Raw genomic sequence first — 24,259 nt, forward strand, 5'->3', positions numbered from 1 at the left:
GTTTCTAGAACGGGGTGGGGACATCCCAGAGCGCCCTGACCCAAGGGCTGAGCCGTTGATAGCCGGCGCGGCTGTCACTCATCAGGAACCCATGGGCGAAGTGGGTCGTCGAGGAACAGGCCGAACATGGGCTCTATCAACGGGAAACGGGCCCCGCTCGTAAGAGCGAAACCCGCTGCGACCTGCTTGTTCATTTGGTGGGCGATACTGGGATCGAACCAGTGACCTCTTCCGTGTCAAGGAAGCGCGCTCCCGCTGCGCCAATCGCCCGCTTGGCTATTCGCCGAGGTGGAGACGGGATTTGAACCCGTGTAGACGGCTTTGCAGGCCGTTGCCTCGCCTCTCGGCCACTCCACCGAGTTGACCCCGCACGGTTTAGCTGTGGCGGCCTCTCCGAGCGGACGACGGGATTCGAACCCGCGACCCTCACCTTGGCAAGGTGATGCGCTACCAGCTGCGCTACGTCCGCTTGTCCCCCGGCACGTTCCCGGCTGACGAGGAGAAACTTTAGCCGGTCCCAGCACCCCTTGCCAAACCGGGGTACCCCCGGCGCGTCGCATGGAGTTCTACCAGCGGAAACGCGGTGATCACGGACGGCGCGGACGGGTGGAGGGGATGACGGCGCGGGGAGGGAGCCTGACCAGCACGGGGAGAGGCACGGCGCGGAGACGGTGCCTGACCGGCGCGAGGAGAGGTAAGGCGTGGGGAGAGGTAAGGCGCGGGGAGGGGTAAGGCGCGGGGGGCGGCTGAGTCGCAAGGGTGTGCGGGAGACGACCAGGGGCGCGGCGGAGGGGAAGTTGGGGGTGGAGGGCAGCGGATGCGGGCGGGGCGCGATTAGATGAAGGGTATGAAGATCCGTCAGGTCACTGCGGCGGAGCGGGCTGAGGTGGTGTTTCCGCTTACCGCTTACGCGTTTGAGCCGACTGCCGACTTCGAGGGTCTGCGGGAAAAATATCGGGCTCGGATGCGGTACTTCGAGCATGTGACGACGCTGGTGGCTGAGGAAACGGGTGGCGAGGCCGTGGCCTGCGTGGCGGCCTATCCGATGCTTCAGAATGTTCGGGGGCGGGTGCTGGACATGGCCGGCGTCTCGTCGGTTGCGTCGCAACCCGCGAGCCGGCGCAAGGGGTACGTGCGGGAGCTGCTGTGGCAGCTTCTGCGGCAGATGCGTGATCAAGGGGCCGTGGTCAGCACGCTCTACCCGTTCCGGCCGTCGTTCTATGGGCGGTTCGGGTTTGTCGGGATGCCCCGGCGGCGGCGGGTCGGGTTTGCGCCTGGTGGGTTGCCTGCCGTCGAACTTCCGGGGTACGTCGAGCAGGTGCCGATGGCTGAGGGGTTCGCCGAATACACGGGGCTGCTCAGCCGGATGTGCGCGCAGACGCATGGGTTCGCGCTGTTCGACGAGTTGCGCACCCGGGAGTTCGGGGAAGCGAAAGTGTGGCTGGCGCTGGCGCGCGCGGAACAGGGCGAGGTGCTCGGCGCTCTGGCGTACGAGATCAAGAATTTCGGTGATGTGCTCGACGGGCGGGATCTGCTGGCCACGGGGCCGTTGGGGCGGGCTCTGCTGCTGCAGTTCCTCGGGCGCCACGTCGACCAGGTCCGGAAGGTGACGCTGTCGGTCGGCGCTGATGTGGTGCCGGAGCTGTGGGGCACCGACCTGGAAGTGACGCTCGAGGGGCTGGTCGACTTCCCCACGCACGGCGGGCCGATGGCTCGGGTGCTGGACATGCGGGGGCTGGACGGGATCGCGGCGCTCGACGGTGACGTGACCGTCGAGGTGGTCGATGACGCGTTCATCGGCGGCGTGCACCGGCTGGTCGGCGACGGCGGCCAGCTCAGCGTGACCACCGGCGGGGCGTCGCAGGCGCGGTTGACCGTCGCCGGTCTCAGTGCGCTGGTGTACGGGGTGCTGGATCCGGTCGAGGTGATGTCCCGCGGCCTGGGCGAGATCGAGTACCCGGCCGTCGAGAAGCTGCGGGCGATGTTCCCACGCGAGATGCCGTACCTGTTCGCCGACTTCTGAGCAAGAACTTCTGAGCAGAGCCTCTGAGCAAGGGCTTCTGAGCAAGAACCTCCGCGCAAGAACAGCCCTTAACCAGGCCGAACAGACCTTGTCAGCACGCTCCGGATCCGGCCATGATCGGAGCGCACAGGGCCTGGCGGGGCCTGACAAGGGACGGAAAGCACAGATGGCCAAGCATCGCGCGGGGCGCGGCGTCGACCGGTGGATTCTCCCGGCCGTCGGCGTGGTCGCGGTCGCGGGGCTGGCGGTGGCCGGCGGTGTCGCCGCGCTTGGCGGGGACGATGCTTCGCGTGCGGGCAACTCGACCCGGCTGGGCTGCGAGAACCCGGTGCGGGTGGTGACCGCCTCCTCGTTCGCGCCGGTGCTGACCGCGCTCCAGCCGCAACTCGACCGCGGCGATGTGTGCGTACGCGTGGAATTGACCGTGGCCGACGGCCGGGACGCGATCGCCAAGGCCGAGAAGATCGGCGCCGACGTCTGGATCCCGGACGACGCGGCCTGGTCGGGGTCGGCGGGCCGGCTCAACCTGGCCCAGGCGCCCCTGGCCGGCGCGGGCACCACGCTGGCCACCAGCCCGCTCTACATGGTCACCGACCCGGCCACCGGCAGGAAGTTGCGGGACCGGGGCGGCAGCTGGCTGGCGCTGTCCCAGCTCGTCGGCTCGGACAGCGCGGTGCGGCTGGTGATCCGCGATCCGCAGGGCTCCGGCGACGGCATGCTCGGCGCCGGCGCCCCGGCCGAGGCGGTCTGGCTGGCCCGGGACATGGACGCGTCCGCGCTCTGGCTCTCGCGGGCGCAACACCGCACCAGGATCGTCGCGGGAAGCGAGCCGGCCATGCCGGGGCGGTCCGGCGAGGTGGGGGTGATCCCGGAGTACGCCCTGACGAAGGCCCTCCCCGCGGCGAAGACGAAGCCGGCCGTGCTGCCGGGCACCGACCACGCCGCGATGCTGCGCTACACCTGGTATCCGCTGGCCTCGGCGCTCACCGACCCGGGCCGGGCGGCGGCGCTGGAACGGCTCCGGCTGCGCCTGACCACGGCCGACCAGCCGCTGCGGGACGCCGGCCTTCGCACGCCGGCGCAGGCGCAGGCGGCGGTCGGGTCGCTGCCGGCGCCGTCGGCCAGGCCGCTGGGGGCGCTCGGGGCGCACAACGTCGACCACGTCTTCGCCACCTGGTACCAGGCCGACCGGCGGACCGACCTGCTGGTGGCGGTGGACGTGTCCGGCTCGATGGCCGCCGACACACCGGGTTCCGCACAATCCAAGATCGCTCTGGTACGGCGGGGAGTGTCGTCGGTGGGCGGGTTGCTGCCGGACGACTCGCGGATGGGGCTGTGGGAGTTCGGCAGCGAGCTCGACGGGAGCCGTGACTACAAGCAGTTGCTGGGGATGGGTGCCCTGACCGACGGTCACCGGCGCGCGTTACGCGCGTCGGTCGGGCGGCTCACCGCGCAGGAGACTGGGACGGGGTTGTACGACACGATCCTGGCGGCGTACCGGTCGGCTCGCGACTCGTACCGGTCCGGCGTACCCAATCAGGTTCTGGTCTTCACCGACGGTAAGAACGAGTCGGACGAGAAGTCGCTGACCGCGCCGCAACTGGCGGCCGCGCTGGCCAAGGCGGCCGACCCGAAGCGGCCGGTGCTGCTCAGTGTGGTCACGTTCGGTGATGTGAGCGAGGCGAAGGTCGTCGAGAACGCGCTTCAGCCGGTGGCCGGCTATGTGGACGTGCTGCGGTCGGCGGACGAGGTGTCGGCGGTGTTCATCCACGTCGTGGCGGGTGGACTGCACCACTGAGGCGCCACGGACAGGTCCCACGGGAATCGATGTCCGGCCGCCTTCTACCCTGGTGCGGTGACTGATCTCGACGAGACCCTCGTACAGCCCGATCTCATTGCCACGCACTACCTGACGAGCATCGATGAAGTGACCGAGCACCTGCGGGCCGCGAACCAGCTGGGCCTGGGCGTCCGGGTGCGCAGCTACCTCGAGACCGACGAGGAGCTCGACGGGCTGATCGAGCGCTGGGAGGTCGAGCTGCTCACCGGGTCGCCGGTCCACGAAGGTGAGACGACCGAGGAGGAGCCGACCGAGGCTGCCGCAGCCGAGTAACGCTGTCCGATATGCGAGCATTGCGGCATGGTGCTTGCTCGACGGACACTGCTGGCCACCGGCGCGGCCGCGCTGGTCGGCTCGACGACCGGGGTCGCGCGCGGCTCGGCGACCGAGGTCGCGCACGGCTCGACGACCGGGGTCGCGCGCGGCTCGGCTGCCGGCGGCGCGCGCGGGTCGGAGAAGGACTGGGCCGCGCTTGACGCCTCGCTCGACGGGTCGGTGGAACGGCCGGGGAGCAGCGGGTACGACGCGGCCCGGCGGTTGTACGACCCGCGGTTCGATGGCGTACGGCCACCCGCGGTTGCTCGCTGCGCCCATGCCGCCGACGTCGCCGAGGCGGTGAACTTCGCCCGGCGCAACGGGGTGCCGGTGGTGCTGCGCGGCGGCGGGCACTCCTATGTCGGCGCCTCGACCAGTGCGTCCGCCCTGGTGCTGGATCTGCGACGGCTCGCCGCGGTCGGCTACGACGCGGCGAGCCGGACCGCCACCATCGGCGGTGGGGCGCGGCTGATGGAGGTGTACGAGCGGCTGGGCGCCCGCGGCGTGTCCATCCCGTCCGGGTCCTGCGGCACCGTGGGGATCAGCGGCATCACCTCGGGCGGCGGGATCGGGATGGCGTCGGCCGCGCACGGGATGACCTGTGACGCCGTGGTCGGGGCGCGGCTCGTCACCGCGGACGGGCGGGAACGCGTCGTCGACGCGGCCCGGGACCCGGAGTTGTTCTGGGCGTTGCGCGGTGGTGGCGGCGGGCAGTTCGGGGTGGTCACGCAGTGGCGGATGCGGACCTTTCCGGCCGCGACCACGGGACAGTTCACCCTCGCCTACCCGTGGGCCGACGCGTCCGCGGCGGTGGCCGGTTGGCAGCGCGCCATCACGGGCGCGGGCGGCGCCTGGTCGTCGTTCCAGTTCATCGCCGGGGCGGATCGTTCTCTGGGCGTACGCATCAACGGGTTTGTCATCGGCGCCGCACCGGACGACCAGGCCCGCGCCATCGAGCGGGCGATCGGCCGCGAGCCGCAGTCGGTGAAGCTGAGCCGGCGGCCCTACCTGGACGTCGTGCACGACCGGACGAACAGCCTCGACAGCCGCACCGAGATCGTCGGCAGTGACGTCTTCGCCGGGCCGCTGCCCGAGCGGGCGATCGCCGCGATCATGGCCGCGGTGCGTGACCGGGCCAACGCGGGACGGCCCGGCGTCGCCAAGCTCAAGCAGCTCACGGGCGCCCCGGCCCGGGTGCGGACCGACGCCACCGCCTTCCCGTGGCGCGGCTCCCACACGCTGATGCAGTGGCTGATCATGCCCGGGGCGGGCGACGCGGCGACCGTCCGGGACGCGTACGCCTGGATCGACCGCGGCCATCGCGCGGTCGCCCCGTGGTCGGCCGGGCGCTACGTCAACTACCTCGAACCCGACCCGGCGCGGCTGGCCCGCTATCACGGGCCGAACCTGGCCCGGCTGCGCCGCGTCCGCGCGACGGCCGACCCGGGCAAGCTGTTCCGGTCGGCGTACGCGCTTTAGCCGATCTTTTCGCCGTAGACCTTGTTGACGTTCAGGACCAGCAGGACGCGGCGGTCGGCGACCATCACCGACCGGTACTCGTCCCAGTCGGGGTGCTCGCCGGCCGCGCTGCGGTAGTAGTCGACCAGGGCCTCGACCTCGGGGCCGTTCGGGCCGGCGCCCGGCCCGATCAGCTCGACCGGGCCCTCGGCGGTGGCCCACGACCGCCCGTCGGCGCTGGTCACCTCGAGCGCGGCGCGCGGGTCGCGGCGCAGGTTGGCCGTCTTCGCGCGGCCCGCGGTCACCGAGACATAGATCTTCTCGGCGGTCTGGTCGTAGTACGGCGTGACCGGCGAGAGCTGAGGCAGGCCGCTCGCCTTGATGGTGGCCAGCACACCCAGGCGGCTCGACGCGAGCAGGGCCCGCGGGTCGAAATCAGTCATGGTCGAATCATGCCTCAGTGGAACGGCCGGAAGGGCAGGCGCTTGCCGTCGAGGAGGCGGGCGCCGGCCTTGACCTTGGCCTCGGCGGGGTCCTCCAGGTTCCAGAGAGCGGCCAGCTTCTCGGCCTCTTCCCAGCCGTACCCGGCGGCGAAGTACGCGTTCCGCTCGGGCTCATCGGGGTCATGCGGCTCGGACGGGGTCACGCTGGGTGAGGGCGGCGGGAGCGGCGGCGGTGCGGAGACGAAGGTTCCCACCCCGGGCGCCTGCGCGGACGGGATCGCGTCGCCCTGGATGAACCCGTGCATCTGCACCAGGCCGACCAGCAGGCCCGCACCCAGCACCGCGCTGCCCGCCGACTGCATGATCATCCGGCGGCGCCGGTAGATGCGGGACAGCAGTTGGACGCGGGCGTAGACCACGCCGGGGTGGGGTGCGAGGTACTCGTGGTCCTCCATCGCCTTCAGGAGACGATGCTTCGGGTGAGACACATCCCCTTAGACGGATTCCGCGTCGGTTCTGTGCACCGCCACCTCGCCCGGATTGGGTCGTGACCTGGCGTACATCAAACTCGCCGGCGCCGGACCCCAACCGCGGTGACCGCATCCGGTCAGCGAATCACCCGGCCACCCCGGTGCGGCGACCATGCGGGCATGGGAATCGCGCACGTTGTGCTTCTGATGGCGGCCACCGTGCCGGTGGCGGCCCCACCGGCCGGCGCCTGCTCGAACCCGCAGCCGGCCCAGCCGGTGATCACCGCGCTGCCGTGGGCGCAGCGGACGCTGGACCCGGCCTCGGTGTGGCCGTTCAGCACCGGCCGGGGGGTCACCGTCGCGGTCGTCGACTCCGGCGTCGACCGCGATCATCCGCAGCTGCGGGCGCGCGGGGCGGTGCTCCGCGGCGAGGACTTCCACCTGGTCGGCAGCCTGCCCGGCGCGTTCGACTGCGACTCGCACGGTACGGCCGTGGCCAGCATCGTCGCGGCGCGGCCGGTGGCCGGGGCCGGTTTCGCGGGGCTCGCTCCGGGGGCCACGATCCTGCCGGTACGGGTGAGCGATCGCGGCCTCACCGATGACGGCGCCGTGGAGATGATCGACCCGGACGTGCTCGCCCGCGGCATCTGGTACGCGGCCGACCACGGCGCCAAGGTGATGAACCTGTCCCTGGCCGGCGCCGGCGACCACCCGCGGATCCGGGACGCGATCCGGCACGCCGTGGCCAAGGACGTGGTCGTGGTGGCGGCGGCCGGGAACGGGCAGCGGGGCCGGGCGCCGCAGGTGTCGTACCCGGCGGCCTACGACGGGGTGCTCGGGGTCGGCGCGATCGACGAGGCCGGGCAGCGACTGGACGGCTCGCAGATCGGCTCGCAGGTCGACCTGGTCGCGCCGGGCGGCGACGTGCTCGCCGCGAGCCGGGCCGGCGGGCACCAGTACTGGCAGGGCACCAGCTTCGCGGCGCCGTTCGTGGCGGCCACCGCGGCGCTGGTCCGCTCGGCCTGGCCGGAGCTGTCCGCGCTCGAGGTGGCGAAGCGGATCCTGGCCACGGCCACGCCGGCGCCGGGCGGGCAGGGCAGCCGGGCGTACGGGGCGGGGTTGGTGAACCCGTACCGCGCTGTTACCGACCAGTTGGTAACTTCGGCGCCGGCCAGCGTGCCGCCGGTGTCCCGGCCGCTCGCCCCGGTGCCACGCGCCCCGGTCCCGGCGCTGCCGATCCTCGCGGTCGCCGTGGCGGTGTGCCTGGTCCTGCTGCTCGGCCGGTTCGTGGTGGCCCGCGGCGTCCGCCCCCCGCGTCGCGCCGCGCCACTGGCGGATCGCCCCGCCACGGTCGATGTGCCTGATCGCCTCTTCTGAGGAACAGCACGAAGGAGGGGAGCGACCGGCCGGTCGCTCCCCTCCTTCGTCCGCTCAGTTGAACCTAGCGCTCTGGACCAGCTGTTTGTTCTGCGTGTGCGCGTCCGAGAAGCCCCTGTGCACCTCGCCCATGCCACCGGTGAGCATCTCCCACATGTTGGAGAGGGAGAGGGCGAACTGTTCCATCGGGGTGGTGCCGTCCGTCGCGGCCATCTGCGCGACGATGTCCTGCCACTCCTCGAAGGCCGCCGCGTTGCCGGTCTTGAGGTGGAAAACGTTGTCGATGATCTCCGACACCAGCGCGATCATCTGCTGGTGGGCGTCACCCATCGACTCGAGGCCAACCATGATCCGTGCCATCGTCATGCCCTCCCTGCGGCGGACGGGTTGAGCGCCCGCTCCATCTTGACGTTGCTGAGCTGCCGGCTGGCGAACGCCTCCGAGTCGTCCATGATGTTCGCCGTGCGGCCGAACGTGGTGCCCATCAGCTCGGACGACGAGATCAACTTGCCCGACGCCTGGTGGAAGTCCTCCAGCAGCTGTTCCCACATCACCGACGACCCGCCGGTGTTGAAGTACGGTCGCAGCTGGTCGCCGAGCCCGGCCACCCGCTGCTGGTACCCCGCCATGTCGCTGGACACGGTCACCATGTTCTGACCGCCGCCGGCAATCGCCTCGGTCTCGCCGTTCATTCCTTCGAAAATCACGTTCACTCCTTCCCGTCCTTCGTCCTGGTGCCGAAGGTAGGTCGGGGCGCCGGGCCGGGACCGGGGTCGTCACCTTCCTGCCAGCGCCCGTTCGCGCGGCGCCGCCGGCGCGACGATCGCTTCATGAGTACGGTCATCGTCCGGCGCCCGGCGCGCCGGCCGGCCCCCGAGCCGCCCTCCGGCGAGCTGATCCTGGAGGCTCCGCCGGAGATCCCCGAGCCCACCCAGCGGCAGCTCTCGCAGATCCTCTACCTGCTGCCGATGGTCGGCCTCCTGGGTTTCTACGGGCTGAACTCCGGCTCGAACGGCTCGTCGACGCGGCTGATCGTGGTCGGCGTGGTCGGCGCGGTGCTGGTCCTGGTGATCATCGTGATGCTCATGCGCGGCAGCGGCCCGAGCAGCTCGGCGATGGCCCAGGCGCGGCGGCTCTACCTGCGCCGGTTGGCCCAGCACCGGGCCCGGATGCGGCGCGACATCGAGCGGCAGCGGGCGGCGACCGCGTTCCTGCACCCGGCGCCGGACGCGCTGTGGGCGGTCGCCGCCGGACCCCGGCTGTGGGAGCGGCGGGCCGACGACGAGGACTTCGCGGTGGTACGGGTGGGCACCGGGCCGCAGTCGCCGGCGACCACCCTGGTCCCGCCCAGCACCAAGCCGCTCGAGGAGCTGGAACCGTTGTCCGCCCTGGCCCTGCGCCGGTTCATCCGGGCGCACGCGGCGGTGCCGGGGATGCCGCTGGCGATGCCGCTGACCGGGTTCGCCCGGGTGCATGTGCAGGGCGACCGGGAGCGGGGCGCGGCGCTGGTCCGGGCCATGCTCGGCCAGCTGGTCGCGCTGCACGCCCCGGACGACGTACGCGTCGCGGTCTGCGCGCCGCACGATCGCCTCCCCGAATGGGACTGGGTGAAGTGGCTGCCGCACGCGGGACACCCGGCGCTGACCGACGCGGCCGGGCCGGTGCGGCTGGTCGCGCCGAGCCTCAACGCGCTGGAGCAGCTGCTGGCCGGGATGCTCGCCAACCGGCCCCGGTTCGACCCGAACGGCCGCTACCCGGTCGGATCGCCGCAGCTCGTGGTCGTCCGTGACGGCGCCGACCTGCACGGTCCCGAGCACCTGGGCGGCGGGCTGGAAGGCGTGGTGGTGCTCGACCTCGGGCCGGCGCCACGGGCGATGGACCGGGGCACGCTGGTGCTGGAGGTGTCGCCGGAGGGTGAGCTGGCGGTGCTGGGGATGGACGGGCGCACCGTGCTGGGCGCCGCGGACGGGCTGGCCACCACGGCCGCCGAAGGGCTGGCCCGGCAGCTCGCGCCGCTGCGGCTGTCCGGCTCCGACCCGGGCGAGCCGGCCCTGGCCGCCGACCTGGGGCTGGAGGACCTGCTCGGCCTGGGCGACCCGTGGACGCACCGGCCGGAGCACGGCTGGCGGCCGCGGCCGGCCCGGGACCGGCTGCGGGTGCGGTTCGGCGTGGGCGCGGACGGCGTACCCATCGAACTGGATCTGAAGGAGTCGGCCGAGGACGGCATGGGCCCGCACGGGCTGCTGATCGGCGCCACCGGCTCGGGCAAGTCGGAGCTGCTGCGCACGCTGGTGCTCGGGCTCGCGGTCACGCATCCGCCGAACGAGCTGAACTTCGCGCTGATCGACTTCAAGGGCGGCGCGACGTTCGCGCGGATGGACGCGCTGCCGCACACCAGCGCCGTGATCACCAACCTGGTCGACGCGTTGCCGCTGGTCGACCGCATGACCGACGCGCTCAACGGCGAGCTGAGACGCCGGCAGGAACTGTTGCACGCGGCCGGGAACTTCGCGTCGTTCCGGGACTACGAGCGGGCCCGGGTGGCCGGCGCCCCGCTCCCCCAGGTGCCCACCCTGCTGGTGGTCTGCGACGAGTTCAGCGAGCTGCTGTCGGCCAAGCCCGACTTCATCGACATGTTCGTCCAGATCGGACGGTTGGGCCGGTCGCTGGGCGTGCACCTGCTGCTGGCCAGTCAGCGGCTCGAGGAGGGGCGGCTCCGCGGGCTGGACGGGCACCTCTCCTACCGGATCGGGCTGCGCACGTTCTCGGCGATGGAGAGCCGGGCGGTGATCGGGGTGACCGACGCGTTCGAGCTGCCGCGCGCGCCGGGGCACGGCTATTTCCAGTACGGCATGGAGCCGCTGGTGCGCTTCAAGTCGGCGTACGTGTCCGGGGTGCACCGGCGGCCCGGACCCGGCGCGATCACGGGCGACGACACCGATGACATCGAGCTGCTGGACTGGACCACCGCCTACCTGCGCCCGGCCGCCGCGCCCGTGACACCGGTGTCGGACCCGGACCGGGACACCGGAGACAGCCTGCTGGACATCCTGGTCGGGCGGCTCGCCGGGCAGGGCACACCGGCCCATCAGGTGTGGCTGCCACCGCTGTCCGCCCCGCCCACGCTGGACGTGGCGGCCAGCGGCGGGTTCGAGCCCCTCAACGCGTTCATCGGCATCGTCGACAAGCCGCTGGAGCAGTGCCGGGACCCGTACCTGATCGATCTCTCCGCGGGCGCCGGGCACCTGCTGGTGATGGGCGGGCCGCGCAGCGGCAAGAGCACCGCGCTGCGTACCGTGATCGCCTCGCTGGCCCTCGCCCACTCGCCGCGCGACGTGCAGTTCTACTGCCTCGACTTCGGCGGCGGCGGGCTCAGCGCGCTGCGCGGGCTGCCGCACGTCGGCGGGATCGCCAACCGGCAGAACACCGGCGCGGTACGGCGGACCGTCGCCCAGGTGACCACGCTGCTGAACGAGCGGGAACGGTGGTTCGCCGAGCACGAGATCGACGGGATCGCCGACTACCGCGAGGCCCGGGCCCGGGGCGAGCACGCCGGGCAGGCGTACGGCGACGTGTTCCTGGTCGCGGACGGCTGGGGCACGGTCCGCAAGGAGTTCGACGACCTGGAGGACCCGTTCACCGACCTGGCGGCGCGGGGCCTCGCCTACGGGGTGCACCTGATCGTCTCGGCGGCGCGGTCGTTCGAGCTGCGGCCGGCCATGCGGGACCTGTTCGCCACCAGGGTCGAGCTGCGGCTCGGCGAGCCGGTCGACACCATGATCGACCGGGCCGCGGCGCAGCGGGTGCCGGAGAACGCGCCGGGCCGGGGCATCGCGCCGTCCAAGCATCAGATGCACCTGGCGCTGCCGCGGATCGACGGGGTACGCGCGGAGGACGGGCTGCGGGAGGCCACCGCCGCGCTGGTGCAGGCCGTCGCCCAGCAGTGGCCGCGGGAGCGTGCTCCGCGCGTACGGCTGCTTCCCGCTCTGGTTCCGCACACCGACCTGCCGGCGCCGGACGACGGCCTGGCCCTGCCGATCGGCCTCGACGAACAGGATCTCGGGCCGGCGCGGGTGGACTTCGCGGCCGAGCCGCACCTGGTCCTGGTCGGTGACGGACGGTCCGGAAAAACCGGCTTCCTGCGTACGCTGGCCAAGCGGATCGTCGCCGGCCGGTCGCCGCAGCAGGCCCGGATCATCCTGGTCGACCACCGGCGCGGGCTGCTCGGCGAGGTGCCCGAGACCCATCTGCTCGGCCACGGCACCAGCGCCGGCGGCACCCGCAAGCTGATGACCGAGGCGGCGCTGGCCCTGCGGCAGCGGCTCCCCGGGCCCGATGTGACGCCGGATCAGCTGCGCAAACGGTCGTGGTGGACGGGACCCGAGCTGTTCGTCCTGATCGACGACCTCGACCTGGTGGCCAGCCGGATGGACGATCCGCTCCAGCCGATGTTCGAGTTCCTGCCGCAGGGCCGCGAACTCGGCCTGCACCTCGTGGTGACCCGGCGCAGCGGCGGGGCCGGGCGGGCGCTGTTCGAACCGTTCCTGTCCCGGCTCCGGGACGTCGGCACGCCCGGCGTGCTGCTCAGCGGCGACCGCGCCGAGGGACCGCTGCTCGGCGGGCTGCGCGCCGAGCACCTGCCGCCCGGGCGCGGCCGGCTCATCACCCGCGGCGAGCCACCCCGGATGATCCAGCTCGCCTGGCACCCACCGTCCGATGAGGACTGACATCGTGAGGAAGGTTGACGACATGGCGGATCTCATGGACGCCGAGACCGGCGGGCTGCGCGACGTGGCCCAAGCGCTCGACCCGGCGGACATCATGGCCGCGAAGGAAGCGGCGACGAGGGCGAAGGCGTCCACGGCACTATGTGGCGACCCGATGCCCGGCTGCCGGCAGTTCAGCCTGGCGGCCGCCCAGGTCGCGGACGACATCATCACGTTCTGCACGGCGGTGGAGGCCGGGGTCCCGGCGTACGCCGCGATGATCCAGGCCGGCGCCGACAACTACGACGCCGGCGAGACCAACGCCGTCAAGGAGATGAGATGAACCGTGGGACAGCCTGACCTGACCGGCGCCATGCAGCGGATCCTCGACCAGGCCGTGGCGCAGCTGAACGGCCACGTTCCGGCCCTGGAGGACAGCGGCGCGGCCTGGCAGACCGTGGCCGACGGCTTGGGTGTCACCGCCGGAACCCTCCGCAACACGTCGCTCGGGGTGTCCGACACGTGGAAGGACGAGATCGGCACGTCGTGCAGCGAACAGCTGGACGGCAGCGCCGGCACGGTCGGCGGCTGGGAGACGGCGCTGACCGCGGCGAACCTGCCGGCCATGGTCGCGCAGCTGGGGGCGGCGGTGCGAACCACCGTGCAGGGCATCCGCGACAAGGCGAACGAGTACAACCAGGTCGCGGCCACGGTCGTCGCCGACGAGGCCGGCCTCGCGGCCCTCGAGATCGAGCTCGCCGGGATCGTGCAGGCGGCGGCGGCGATGCTGGCGGAGCTCGACGGCCAGTTCGCGGATGCGGCCGCCCGGGTCTCCGGCGCGTCCGCCGGCACGGCCTGGGACGGGCCGGGCGCCGGCGCGGCGGCGGCCGCCGGGGCCGAGATCGGTGGGGCCGAACCCGCCGGCGCCGGCGCGGGCGCCGGCGCCGACCCCTCGACAATGGCGGCGACGGCCCCCGAGGGCGTCGGTGGTGGTGGTTCCGCTCCCGCGCTGGTCTCACCCGGCGCGACCATCCCGCCCATGTCCCCGGTCTCCCCCGGACTCGCCGGGTCGGTCCCGCCGTTGAGCCCGAGCCCCTCTCTCACGCCCCCCTACACCCCCTCACTCACCCCTTCGCTGGCCGGCGGGGCCATCACCCCGATCAGTGGCATCTCCCCGGCGGGCATCGGCTCGGCCGGGCTGGGCGGCGGCGGGATCGGCGGGATCGGCGGCGGGATCGCCCCGGTCGTCGGGGCGGGCGTGATTCCGCAAGCCGGGCGCAATCTCACCGGCGGGGCGCCCGTGGCCGGTGGCGCGCCGGCGGCCGGTGCGGTGGGTCGTGCCCCGGCGGGCGTTGCCGGCTCCGGCGCGGCGCGCGGGCGGCTCATCCCGCCGCTGTACGGCGCGGGCATGCACGGCCTCGGCGGCGGCAGCGGCGGCCGGCCCGGCCCCGGCGACGAGGCCGACACCCATCGCCACCGCCCGCTCCACGACGTCCCCGGCGTGCCACCGGCCCTGCGAGGCCGCACCGGCCCGATGGCCGCCACCCCCGACTTCCTCACCGGCACCACCACCCCGGCCGACCCCGCCGAGCCGCTCCGCGAGGACATGTGGGAGGCCGAGCGCCCGCCGGACCCCTTCCACCGACGCTGAACCGCCTTGGGGCGTCGAGTCAGGAGGGCTCGATGACGGTCACGCCGGGCCAGCGGGCGGCCGGGCGGTGGCGGGCCAGGCGGGTGCGGGAGAACGGGACGTCGACGCGGGCCGGGTTGCGGCGCCAGACGCCGGCCAGGAGATCGCCGAGGCCGTGCGGCGCGCAGATGTCGATCTCGCCCGGGCGATTGCGGCGTACGGCCACCGCGGTCGCGAATTCCGGCCAGGTGGCGACCGCGTCGGCGACCGACGGGAAGGGCGGGACGGGCGGGCCGCCGAACTTCACGTGGTACCAGGTGTGGACGGCGGCCTGGTTCTTGGCCTCCCAGGGCGGCTCGGGCCAGAGCTCGGCCAGCCGCCCGGTCGCCCGGTCGTCGTCGCCGCGGTCGAGGTGGGCCGGGTCGAAGTAGACGACGTCGACGTCGCGTACCACCGACGGGTCGAAACCCGGACCGTACAGCTCACCCCACACCAGGTCGCGCAGCGCGCCCGCGCCGACCCAGGCGTCGGGCAGCCCGGACGCCGCGACGGTGTCGAGAACCCGGGTCATCCAGCGGGACGAGGTGACGATTGCCCGGAGTCGCTCGGCGTCGGTGGCCATGCACACATTGTTCACCGGTCGGCTGCGGGCGCCTCCTAAGGTGGGTCGGCATGGGGGCTATTTCGCGACGGCGGGCATTGCTGGCATTGGGTGGGACGGCGGCGGTGGCCGGCGGTCTGGAGTGGATGGCGCCGGGGGTCGCCAGTGCGGCCGACGACGCGTACCCGTCGAACACCGCTCTTTACGCCGACCCGGCGCTGACCGAGGGGGTCGACTACGGCCGGCGCTACCGTCGCCACGCCGCATCGCAGCAGGACCAGGGCCCCTTCCCGCAGACGACGATCCTGGCGCTGCACGGCGGCGGGATCGAGCTGGGCACGTCGGAGCTGGGCCTGGCCGTGGCCGGCTACCACCCGGCGACGATGGCGGCCACGGCGCCGGCGCACGACTACTGGATGTTCGAGGGGCTGCGGCGCAGCGGGAACAGTGAGCTGCACGTGACCGCCACGCACTGCGACGACCCGGTGGCCGTGCTGCTCGCGGCCGGCGCCACCCGCGTGGTGAGCCTGCACGGGTGCACCACCCAGCAGGCCGGTCTGCCCGCGAACACCCAGGCGGTGCTGGTCGGCGGGCTCGACGCCACGCTCAAGGGCCGGCTGCTGACCGCCTTCCAGAACGCGGGCGTCCAGGCGGTCGACGCGGCCGACGCCACCGACCTGGGCGGCACCGACCCGCGCAACATCTGCAACCGCACCTTCACCGGCGCCGGCGCCCAGCTCGAGCTGACCACGCCGCTGCGAGACGCGATGTTCGGCACCAACACGGCCGCCGAGCGGAAGAACACCACGACCGACCTGTTCTGGCGGTTCGTCGCCGCCACCCGGACAGCACTGAGCTGAGGAGTCGCAACGATGCGGATCGAGGCACGCGGACTGACGTTCGACGTGGTGACCGGCGGGCCCGAGGACGGCACTCCGGTGCTGCTCCTGCACGGGTTCCCGCAGGACCAGCGCGAGTTCGATCTGATCCGGCCCAAGCTGCACGCCGCGGGGCTGCGGACCATCGCGTACGACCAGCGCGGTTACGCCCCGGGCGCCCGCCCGGCCGACGTGGCGGCGTACACGACGGCCGAGGCGGCCGAGGACGCCGTCGCCGTCCTCGACCAGCTCGGGATCGACCGGGTCCACCTGATCGGACATGACTGGGGCGCCGGCGTCGCCTGGGTGATCGCCGCCCGGCACGCCGATCGGGTGCACACCCTGACCGCGGTCTCGGTGCCCCATCTGAACGCGATGGGCGAGGCGCTCCGGACGGACGAGAGCCAGCGCGAGCGCTTCGGCTACCAGGCCGTCCTGTCCGCGCCGGACGGCGAGGACACCTGCCGGGCCGACGACTTCGCCTGGTTCCGCGAGATCCTCGCCCCGATCGGCGAGCGCGGCGAGCTGTACGTCGACGCGATGCGCGACCCGGCCCGGCTGACCGGCGGGGTCAACTGGTACCGCGCGATCCAGGTGGCCGGGCGGGTCGAGCTCGACCCGGTCACGGTGCCCACCACCTTCGTCTGGAGCGATCAGGACTCGGCGGTCGGCGAGACCGCCGCGCGCCTCTGCGCCGACTGGGTGACCGCCGACTACCGCCTCGTCACGCTCGAGGGCGTCAGCCACTGGATCCCCGAGGAGGCGCCCGGCGCGCTGGCCCACGCGGCGCTGGCCCGGATCACCGCGGCGGGCTAACCTGCGAAAAACAGGAGGTCAGCATGGACAAGGTGGTCCATTTCGAGGTGCCGTTCGACGACGGCGAACGGGCGACGTCGTTCTACCGTGAGGCGTTCGGGTGGGATCTCAACCCGATGCCCCAGTACCAGTACGTGCTGGCGACGACCACGCCCAGCGACGAGTCGGGGCGGGCCGGTGAGGCCGGCGGCATCAACGGCGGCATGCTGAAGCGGCAGGGCCCGATCCAGGCGCCGCTGATCACGATCGGGGTCGACGACCTCGACGACGCGCTGGCCCGGGTGGAGAAGCTGGGCGGCACGGTGGCGATCGGCCGCCAGCCGGTTGGCAACATGGGCTGGAGCGCCTACTTCCACGACACCGAGGGCAACCTGGTCGGCCTCTGGCAGAACGCCTGAGGTCAGACCGGATCACGGGCATGGGCCGGGTCGAGGCCCGCGCCCAGCGGCACCCGGGACACCAGGGTCGCCGGAAGCCGCACCGGCCGGACCTTGCCGTAGCCGAGCATGCCCAGCACCTCCCGGCCGGCCAGCGGATACGCCCGCCCCTGGTCGGTGACCACCATCAGCGTGCCGGCGCCGGCCGCCGCGCTGGGCAGCACCTCGGCCACCGCCACCCGGCCCGGCGGGACGTGCACGCGGTCGGCCAGGGGCAGCCCGCCGGCCGTACGCCCCCGGGTCGGCACCGAGGTCGCGGGCAGCCGGCCACCCACGCGCACCCGCGGAACCCCCGCGCCGTCGTCGTACGTGACACACACCGGGCCGCCGCCGGCCGGGGCGAACTGCGGACGGGTCGCGGGCGCCGCGCCGGGTGACGCCTCGGGCCCGCCGGTAGCCGCGGTGGCCGCCGCCGACACCCCGAGCGGGATCAGCGCCGGCTCGTTGCCGGGGTAGGCGTCGGCCGTGACCGGGGCGGCGAGCTGGATCTCGGACTGGAACGCGGTGATCGGCCGCAGCCGGTCCTCCTCGGCCAGGTAGTACTGCGCCTCGCCGCCGGTGTCGACCACGAGCAGCTGACCGGCCCTCAGGTCGGCCCGGCCCGGCACGGCCCGCGACGGGCGGCCGGCCCGGCGTACCGGAAGCGGGCCGATCGCCTCGCCCGCCGGAAGCACGTCGACCAGCGCGGTTCCCACCCGGGCCACCGGCTCCGCGCGCAGCGCGAGCCCGACCAAGGTCGCGTCCGTGTGCCGGATCCGGTGCCGCCGGCCGTGCCAGATCAGGTGTTCGTCGCCGGACTCGGGCACCTTGACCAGCAGCGCCTGCTCCCCGATCGGGCGGGCGCCGGCCGGGTCGGCGCCGACCAGCAGAGTCGAGGTGTCGACGGCGGCGCCGGTCGCGTCGGCCGACGTCTGCGAGCACAGCGACCAGCCCGCGCCGAGCACGCCGGCGGCGGCGGGCAGCGTGTCGGGGGCGTCCGGGATGCCGATCGCCGGGCCGCGCGCGACGCCCATCAGCGACTCCCGGGAGACCGAGCGGGTGGGACCGTTGGCACCCAGCGCGAGCAGCGCGGACGTGTAGTTGAGGACCGGGTGCAGCGTCTGGTCGAGGTAGACGTAGCGGGCGCCGGTCTCCTTGACCACGATCACCGCCTTCCCGTCCCGCCAGGCGTTGTTGCCGCCGGGCCGGAAGAAGCCGTACGCGCCCACGGCGACCAGCCCCAGCACGGCCAGCGCGACGCTCCCCCAGGCGGCGATGGCCGGGCGGCGGAACGGCGGCTGTTCCGGGTCGGTCTCGTGGATGACCAGGGCGGAGTGCACCCGCTGGCCCAGGAAGCGGTGCGCCTGAAGCAGGTCGCGGCGGGTGGCCATGTCAGCCCGCCAGCCCGCGGACCAGGCCGAACAGCTGCAGCACGGCGCACAGCACCGGCACACAGGCGAGCACCAGCACGGTCTCGAAGTGCTCGGCGTACCGGCCGAGGGCGGCGCCGGGCGGGCGGCGGCTGTAGGTGAGCCCGGCCGCCACGGCCAGCGCGACCAGGGCGAGCAGGATCGGCACGGCGAACTCCGGCGGATGGATCGCGCGCCAGGTGGCGGCCAGGGCCACGGCGATGGTCACGGCCGCGATCAGCAACGGCAGGCGGTGGCGTACGGCCGGATAGAGGCGCGCGCGTACGCCGTACCCGAGCGCCAGCACGGCCAGCAGGATCACCGTCGACACGCCCCGCCCGGTGGCGAGCAGCAGGGCGGCGACCGACGCGGTCAGCGCCCCGCCCCAGAGCATCCCGGTGAGCAGCGCGTCGGACCGGATCACCGCCTGCTCGACCGCCGACCGGGCCGGCTGCGGGTCGTCGCGCACCAGGTCGGCCGCGGTGCGTGGCAGCGTCGGCGCGGGCAGCCGGCCGAGCCGTGCGGCCAGCGGCCCCAGCAGCGGCGAGAACAGGAACACCACCGACGCCGCGGCCGCCGCCGCTCCGGCCGGCGTGGCCAGGCCGATCAGGACGAACGCGGCCGCCGGTCCGCAGAGCAGCGCCGCCACCGCCGCCGCGACGAACACCGGCACCCGGTCGGCCACCCCGATCACCCCGGCCGTGGCCGCCACCAGCACCGCCGCACATCCCCCCAGGATCGGCACGCCGATGGTCAGCTCCCCGCCCAGGAACGCGGCCGGCAGCGCCAGCCCGGCCAGCACCGCCCCGGCGCCGGAGTCGCCGCCGGTCCGGGCCAGCAGTGTCCCGCCGGCCAGCAGGGCCGCCGCCACCAGCAACGCCGCCGGCCCGGCCCCGGCCCGCGCGACGGCCACCAGGATCAGCCCGACCGCGGGGGCGGCCGCCGCCAGCCCGGCGATCCGGGTGTGCCGCGGTCCCCACAGCCGGCCCGCCCGCCCGGCCGCGCCGGCGATCGCGTCGACCAGGTCGTCGTACTCCAACTCGGGCCAGACCAGCGAGCCCGGCACCAGGTGCAGCACCTCGCCGTCGCGGACATGCTGGGCGGCGAGGGTGGCGGCCGGCTCGATCGGGGCGCCGTCCGGGCGGCGCAGCACCCAACCCGCGTCCGGGGTGGTGTCGGTGGGCGCGGCCCGGCGCAGCAGGCCGGGCAGCAGGTCGGCGACCGGGGCCCGGTCGGGCAGGGCCAGGTCGATCCGGCGGGCCGGGGCCGCCACGGTCACCCGCACCAGGCCGGTGGTGTTCATGATGGATCCCCCTGTTGACGAGGCAGCATCCTGCCGGGCGGTGGGTGCGCGGTGGCCCGCCTTCCTACGATGGGCGGGCAGTGGGTGCGAGGGAACGGCAACGGCCGCTAGCGGACATGAGGATGAGCGCGCCATGACGATCGACGACGAGTACGGCGACCTGGTGCCGCTGGGCGACGGCCCGGGCTCGGCCCTGGCCGCGGTGCAGGCCGGCAGCGGTGCGGCGTGGGTGCTGAAGGTGCTGCCGGGGCGACTCGACCGGCGGACCCGCTCCGAGGTGGAGGGTGAGCTGCGCAAGCTCGCCGGTCCGGCGGCGGGCGCGCCGATCGTGGTGGCCGACCGGCTCGTCGACCTGCCCGACGGCCGCACGGCGCTGCGCCGGGAGTTGTGCACGCAGTCGCTGCCCGAGCTGATCGAGGCGTTCGGCCCGCTGTCCGTGCCGGACACGGTCGCGCTGGGCGGGGCGCTGGCCGAGGCGCTGGCCGTGGCCGGGGTCGTGCACGGCGGCGTGACCCCGGGCAACGTGCTGTTCCGGGAGTCGGGCGAGCCGGTGCTGACCGACTTCGGGGTGGCCGTGCGGCGGGCGTACCCGCCGGAGCACGACACCGGCTACCGGGCGCCGGAGACGATCCGGGACGGCGTGCTGGACGAGCGCGCCGACCGGTACGGGCTGGGCGCGATCCTGCACCTGGCCCTGGCCGGGTCGCCGCCGTTCCCGGCCCGGCCCGGCGAGCCCGAGGGCGATCACCTGCTGCGGGTGCTGACCGAGCCGCCGCCCCCGATCGAACGCGACGACCTGCCGTCCTGGCTGGCCGACCTGGTCCGCGACCTGCTGGAGAAGGACCCGGAGCGACGGCCGGCCGAGGTGGCCGGTCGGCTGGCCGGACCGGTGGCTCACATCGGACCGCGGCCGGCCGGCGCCCCGATCATCGAGTTCGGCCCGGAGAAACCACGACGTCTGCCCCGGCCCTCGGTGCTGGCCGCCGCGGCGGTGGCGGCGCTGCTCGCCGTGGTGGTGGCCCTGGTCGTGCTCAACCAGCCCCGGGACATGGACGTGCCGCCGGTGACCCCGCCGGTCGCCGCCGCGTCCAGCGCCGCGCCGTCGCCGGGCGCGAGCGCCCCCGGCGTACACCTGGTGCTGGCCCCGCCCAAGGACCTCGGCACCGTGGTCGAACTGACCTGGACCAGCGACCTGCCCAACCTGGACTTCGTGGTGGCCTGGGCCCCGGGCGGTGGGAAGGCCGAGACAAAGCCCGTGGGTCGTCGGACGACCCACCGGGTGCAGGTGGAGCGGGGCCGCATGTACTGCTTCGAGGTCCAGGCCACGAACGGACTGGAGAGCTGGGTCAGCGCGCCCAAGGCCATCCGCGGCGCCGTCTGCCGTCGCTAGCCGGCGGAAGCAGGGGGCGGGGGTTGAGCAGGGCGCGGACGCGGGCGAGGCGACCGCGCCGGGCCAGGCCGCCACGAACCGCCCGGACCGACGTCCAGGCCCGGACGACCTCCTCGTCGGCCGGCCGCGCGCCCGACCACAGCGTCCGGTCGACGGTCTTCGCGAGGGTACGGATCTCGGCCACCGTCCCGTCGTCGGCGACCGGACCGGCGGCGGCGCCCAGGTCACGCACGGTCATGCCGGGCGTGACCGGCACGCCGTACGCCCGCAGCCGGTCCCGCACCTCGGCCCACGCGCCCAGCACGGCCGCCGCGCCGTCCCGCCGCCGGCGCCGCCACGACCGCACCGTCCACAGTGCCGGCACGCCGACCGGCCAGCCCAGGAGCAGCACCGCCAGCACGGCCGTCCAGGTCAGGACCGGCCGGTCCGGGGCGGGCGACGGCGCCGGCCCGATCGTCGTGATCTGCGGCTCGCGCAGGTCCTGGGTCGGCGGCAGCGCGGCCCGGGCGCCGGAGACCGCCGCGGCCAGCCCGGTCCCGGCCGTGGCCGTGGCGCCGGAGGCCGACTCGAACGGGTCCAGCGGCACCCAGCCGACCCCTTGGACCGCCACCTCGGGCCAGGCGTAGATGTTGCCGTTCCGGACCACGATGTCGCCGTTCGCCTCGGGCCGGGGCGTGCGGTAGCCGACCACGAGCCGCGCCGGGATGCCGACGATCCGGGCCAGCGCGACGTACGCCGCGGCGAACTGCTCGCTCGTGCCGTCCTTGGTGTCCAGCAGGAACTTCTTGATCTGCGGCCAGCCGTGCCCGGTAGGCAGGGGCCGCCCGTCCGCCGCGTGGTAGTGGGTGCTCAGGAACTTCTCGAGCACCAGCGCGCCCTGGAACGTCGGCAGCTGGCCGCTCATCGCCTCGTCGGCCAGCCGCTGCACCTCGTCGGGCACGTCGGGGAGGTCGTTCAGACCGCTGGACGCCGTCGGGTCGATCGCGGCGCTGCCGAGCGTCGTCCCGTCCACGGCCACGTCAGGCTGCCACCAGCTCAGCGTGTACTCCGTCGGCCCGGACGGCACGTCCTCCCGCAGCAGGGTGCCGTACTCGGGGATGACCAGCGGCTCGATCCCGGTCACCGAGGCGGGCCAGGTCTGGCTGGGCAGCCACGGCCCGCCGGTGTCGGTGACGGTCAGGTCGGCCGTCCGGAGGCTGGTGCCGATCAGCACCTGCGGTCCCGGCGGCAGCAGCGTGCCCATCCGCCGGTACCTCGCCGACGGATTCCAGCTCACCCCGTCGAAGTCGTCGAGCACCACCAGCGGCCAGCGGTCCACATCGGACCCACGGGCGACCCGGAACACCTCGGTGTTCCGATTTCCGAGCCGGAAGGCGACCTCGTCCAGCGGGTTGGCCGGCAGCAACGCCGGCACGGGCGCGGGCCGGCCGTTGTACAACGAGAACCGGGCCCGGCCGTCCGGCAGCAGAACCAGACACAGACCGGCCAGGAGTACGCTCGCCGCGCCGGCCGCCACCAGCCTCGGCAGCGTCGCCCGGGTGGCCAGCGTGAGCGCCGCCGCCACGGCGTAGGCCAGCGCCCCGGCCACCGCGGCGCCCGGCGTCAGCGCGGCGTAGCACTGGCTCAGCACCACCACGGCCAGGCTCGGCAGCAGCGCGGCCAGCGGCGACCGCAGCCGCAGCACCAGTTCCGCGCCCAGCACCGCGGCCACCGTGACCAGCAGCGGGACGAACAGCAGCAGGCCGGCGTCGGGCCGGGCCGGCCAGGTCGACTCCAGCACCTGCTGCCAGGAGGAGGTCACCCCGCCGGCCAGGGCGGTGATGGTGGACCCGGTCGGCAGCCCGGCCAGCGTCGTGCCGAACAGCAGCGTCTCGGCCACGGCCAGCAGACCGGCCACGGTGGACAGCAGGGGGCGCCAGTCGAGCAGGACCGGGCGGCGCCCGCAGATCAGCGTCACGGCCAGCACCACGGCCGCCGGGATCAGGACCGGCGCGAGCAGCGGGGTCAGGCCGTAGACCGGCGCGAAGAACAGCCCGGCGATGACGGCGGCCAGCACCGGGCCGGCCGCACGCCAGGTCAGCCCAGTGATTCGTTCCACTGCCGCACCGCCTGTGCCGCACCGAGCGCGCGGAACACGCGTACCCCGGCCGGAGCCTCCAGCCACCCGCCCAGGGCGACCACCACCACCTCGGCGAACCCGGACCGCCGGGCCAGCACCGCCTCCACCGTTGTGCCGCCCCCGGTGATCAGCACCAGTCCCCCGCCGGGCCGCACCCGCGGGACGTCGCCGGCGGCGTCCTGCCGCACCTCGCTCAGCTCGTCCAGCAGCCGTCTCGTGGCCAGCGGCCCGCCCTGCACCGCGACCTCCCGGCCCGACCAGGTGAGCAGGCGGGTGTCCTGGGCGGCCCGGGTCGACGCGCACAGCAGCGAGGCGGCCAGATCCACCGCCTCCTCGAAGAACGCCGGGGTCAGCGCGCCCGGCCGGTTGTCCAGCAGCACCGTGGTACGGCCGCGGCGCGGGTCGGCCAGGTCACGGACCATCAGCCGGCCGGTTCGCGCGGTCGCCTTCCAGTGCAGGTGGCGCACCTCGTCGCCGGGCACGTACTCGCGGACGTCGAGCAGCTCGACCGACCCGCGCAGGGTGACGTCCGGCGCGCCCTCGTGGTGGTGCCGGGGCACGCCCGCGACCAGCGCCCGGGCGGCGTGCTGACGCGGATGCACCCACAGCGTGGTGGTCTCGCCGGTGGCCAGCGCCCGCCGGGCCAGATCGAACGGGTCGGCGCGGTGCAGGGTCAGCGGGCCGACCGTCAACCGTCCGCGTACGGCCGTGGGCAACTCGTAGTTGCGGGTCGCTTCCGCCCCCGGCAGCAGCCCGGGCAACCGCACCTCGCGCGTCGCCCCACCGGCGGCGTCCTCGGCGGTGAAGCCGGCCTGGCGACGCTTCCCGGTGCTGCGGACGCGCAGCCGGGCCAGCGCCGGCCGGCCCCGCTCGACCCGATCGGGATGCACCACCCGGTGCACCCGGACCTCCAGCGGCGGCGCGGTCAGCGCGACCGCGACCAGCACCGCCCCGGCCAGGATCGCGCCCAGCGTGGTCAGCACCGGGAACCGCAGCCACAGGCCGGCCGCCAGCAGCAGCACCGCCGCCACAGAGGCCGCGATGCCCCGGCCGGTGAGCCGCACG

The 24,259-nt window shown here is 74.1% G+C and carries 21 protein-coding genes and 3 tRNA genes; 12 read left to right on the forward strand and 12 right to left on the reverse strand.

Going from position 1 to position 24,259, the window contains the following annotated elements; translation table 11 throughout:
• Positions 1–195: 195 nt before the first annotated feature.
• The 3 genes from AB0M54_RS14830 to AB0M54_RS14840 form a co-directional block, all read right to left on the reverse strand.
• Positions 196–270, reverse strand: a tRNA-Val gene (locus AB0M54_RS14830).
• 16 nt (positions 271–286) lie between these two features.
• Positions 287–357: transfer RNA gene (locus tag AB0M54_RS14835), tRNA-Cys, on the reverse strand.
• A 39-nt stretch (positions 358–396) separates the two neighbouring features.
• Positions 397–469: transfer RNA gene (locus AB0M54_RS14840), tRNA-Gly, on the reverse strand.
• Positions 470–847: 378 nt separating this feature from the next.
• Between AB0M54_RS14840 and AB0M54_RS14845 the strand changes: the two genes are divergently transcribed.
• The 4 genes from AB0M54_RS14845 (at position 848) to AB0M54_RS14860 (ending at position 5,657) form a co-directional block, all read left to right on the forward strand.
• Positions 848–2,023 carry a GNAT family N-acetyltransferase gene (locus tag AB0M54_RS14845; RefSeq protein ID WP_364471441.1) on the forward strand — a complete coding sequence of 392 codons (1,176 nt, stop codon included), beginning with the start codon at positions 848–850 and terminating at the stop codon, positions 2,021–2,023.
• 166 nt (positions 2,024–2,189) lie between these two features.
• Positions 2,190–3,821 (forward strand): VWA domain-containing protein, encoded by a 1,632-nt coding sequence (locus tag AB0M54_RS14850; RefSeq protein WP_364471444.1) that lies wholly within the window; start codon positions 2,190–2,192, stop codon positions 3,819–3,821.
• Positions 3,822–3,878: 57 nt separating this feature from the next.
• The gene (locus AB0M54_RS14855) at positions 3,879–4,136 is read left to right on the forward strand and encodes a hypothetical protein (protein WP_364471447.1); all 258 of its coding nucleotides are present in this window, start codon (positions 3,879–3,881) and stop codon (positions 4,134–4,136) included.
• A 27-nt stretch (positions 4,137–4,163) separates the two neighbouring features.
• Positions 4,164–5,657, forward strand: coding sequence for an FAD-binding oxidoreductase (locus tag AB0M54_RS14860; RefSeq protein ID WP_364471450.1), 1,494 nt, complete (start codon positions 4,164–4,166; stop codon positions 5,655–5,657).
• Here AB0M54_RS14860 and AB0M54_RS14865 read toward each other — a convergent pair.
• Together AB0M54_RS14865 and AB0M54_RS14870 are read right to left on the reverse strand one after the other, a co-directional pair.
• Positions 5,654–6,079, reverse strand: coding sequence for a PPOX class F420-dependent oxidoreductase (locus tag AB0M54_RS14865; protein WP_364471452.1), 426 nt, complete (start codon positions 6,077–6,079; stop codon positions 5,654–5,656). The two genes, AB0M54_RS14860 and AB0M54_RS14865, sit on opposite strands and share 4 nt — an antisense overlap.
• Before the next feature lie 14 nt (positions 6,080–6,093).
• Positions 6,094–6,534: a hypothetical protein gene (locus AB0M54_RS14870; protein ID WP_364471455.1), complete on the reverse strand. Its 441-nt coding sequence runs from the start codon at positions 6,532–6,534 to the stop codon at positions 6,094–6,096.
• Positions 6,535–6,729: 195 nt separating this feature from the next.
• On the opposite strand from AB0M54_RS14870, the gene mycP reads away from it, so the two are divergent.
• Positions 6,730–7,926: a type VII secretion-associated serine protease mycosin gene (gene mycP, locus AB0M54_RS14875; protein ID WP_364471458.1), complete on the forward strand. Its 1,197-nt coding sequence runs from the start codon at positions 6,730–6,732 to the stop codon at positions 7,924–7,926.
• A 54-nt stretch (positions 7,927–7,980) separates the two neighbouring features.
• Here the strand turns inward: mycP and AB0M54_RS14880 are convergent, their stop codons facing one another.
• Both AB0M54_RS14880 and AB0M54_RS14885 read right to left on the reverse strand, forming a co-directional pair.
• A complete protein-coding gene (locus AB0M54_RS14880) occupies positions 7,981–8,286 on the reverse strand; it encodes a hypothetical protein (protein ID WP_364471461.1) in 306 nt (101 codons plus the stop codon).
• 2 nt (positions 8,287–8,288) lie between these two features.
• A complete protein-coding gene (locus AB0M54_RS14885) occupies positions 8,289–8,633 on the reverse strand; it encodes a hypothetical protein (RefSeq protein WP_364471464.1) in 345 nt (114 codons plus the stop codon).
• 123 nt (positions 8,634–8,756) lie between these two features.
• Here AB0M54_RS14885 and eccCa point away from each other — a divergent pair, with 123 nt between their 5' ends.
• From eccCa to AB0M54_RS14900, 3 genes are read left to right on the forward strand one after another with little or no spacing between them, the layout of a single operon-like run.
• A complete protein-coding gene (gene eccCa / locus AB0M54_RS14890) occupies positions 8,757–12,653 on the forward strand; it encodes a type VII secretion protein EccCa (RefSeq protein WP_364471467.1) in 3,897 nt (1,298 codons plus the stop codon).
• A 22-nt stretch (positions 12,654–12,675) separates the two neighbouring features.
• A complete protein-coding gene (locus AB0M54_RS14895; RefSeq protein WP_364321239.1) occupies positions 12,676–12,975 on the forward strand; it encodes a hypothetical protein in 300 nt (99 codons plus the stop codon).
• Between the two features lie 3 nt (positions 12,976–12,978).
• Positions 12,979–14,283, forward strand: a complete 1,305-nt coding sequence (locus tag AB0M54_RS14900) for a hypothetical protein (RefSeq protein WP_364471470.1) — start codon at positions 12,979–12,981, stop codon at positions 14,281–14,283.
• A gap of 19 nt (positions 14,284–14,302) precedes the next feature.
• Here the strand turns inward: AB0M54_RS14900 and AB0M54_RS14905 are convergent, their stop codons facing one another.
• On the reverse strand, positions 14,303–14,884 hold the full coding sequence (locus AB0M54_RS14905) for a nucleotidyltransferase family protein (RefSeq protein ID WP_364321233.1): 582 nt from the start codon (positions 14,882–14,884) through the stop codon (positions 14,303–14,305).
• Between the two features lie 50 nt (positions 14,885–14,934).
• Between AB0M54_RS14905 and AB0M54_RS14910 the strand changes: the two genes are divergently transcribed.
• From AB0M54_RS14910 to AB0M54_RS14920, 3 genes are read left to right on the forward strand one after another with little or no spacing between them, the layout of a single operon-like run.
• Positions 14,935–15,723, forward strand: coding sequence for a poly-gamma-glutamate hydrolase family protein (locus AB0M54_RS14910; protein WP_364471473.1), 789 nt, complete (start codon positions 14,935–14,937; stop codon positions 15,721–15,723).
• A 12-nt stretch (positions 15,724–15,735) separates the two neighbouring features.
• Positions 15,736–16,557 carry an alpha/beta hydrolase gene (locus AB0M54_RS14915; protein WP_364471476.1) on the forward strand — a complete coding sequence of 274 codons (822 nt, stop codon included), beginning with the start codon at positions 15,736–15,738 and terminating at the stop codon, positions 16,555–16,557.
• Positions 16,558–16,580: 23 nt separating this feature from the next.
• Entirely contained in the window at positions 16,581–16,955 is a 375-nt protein-coding gene (locus AB0M54_RS14920) for a VOC family protein (protein ID WP_364471479.1), read from the forward strand.
• Positions 16,956–16,957: 2 nt separating this feature from the next.
• On the opposite strand, the gene eccB is transcribed toward AB0M54_RS14920, so the two are convergent.
• Together eccB and eccD are read right to left on the reverse strand one after the other, a co-directional pair.
• Entirely contained in the window at positions 16,958–18,364 is a 1,407-nt protein-coding gene (eccB, locus tag AB0M54_RS14925) for a type VII secretion protein EccB (protein WP_364321221.1), read from the reverse strand.
• 1 nt (position 18,365) lies between these two features.
• Positions 18,366–19,685, reverse strand: a complete 1,320-nt coding sequence (eccD, locus tag AB0M54_RS14930) for a type VII secretion integral membrane protein EccD (RefSeq protein WP_364471482.1) — start codon at positions 19,683–19,685, stop codon at positions 18,366–18,368.
• Between the two features lie 133 nt (positions 19,686–19,818).
• Between eccD and AB0M54_RS14935 the strand changes: the two genes are divergently transcribed.
• Complete coding sequence (locus tag AB0M54_RS14935; protein WP_364471485.1) at positions 19,819–21,075, forward strand: hypothetical protein; 1,257 nt, start codon at positions 19,819–19,821, stop codon at positions 21,073–21,075.
• Here AB0M54_RS14935 and AB0M54_RS14940 read toward each other — a convergent pair.
• A complete protein-coding gene (locus tag AB0M54_RS14940; RefSeq protein ID WP_364471488.1) occupies positions 21,032–23,173 on the reverse strand; it encodes a transglutaminaseTgpA domain-containing protein in 2,142 nt (713 codons plus the stop codon). The genes AB0M54_RS14935 and AB0M54_RS14940 overlap by 44 nt on opposite strands.
• Positions 23,152–24,258 carry a DUF58 domain-containing protein gene (locus tag AB0M54_RS14945; protein ID WP_364321209.1) on the reverse strand — a complete coding sequence of 369 codons (1,107 nt, stop codon included), beginning with the start codon at positions 24,256–24,258 and terminating at the stop codon, positions 23,152–23,154. Before AB0M54_RS14945 ends, AB0M54_RS14940 begins: the two co-directional genes overlap by 22 nt.
• Position 24,259: the final 1 nt, after the last annotated feature.

The sequence above is a fragment of the Actinoplanes sp. NPDC051470 genome, assembly GCF_040682035.1.
Classification (GTDB): Bacteria; Actinomycetota; Actinomycetes; order Mycobacteriales; family Micromonosporaceae; genus Actinoplanes.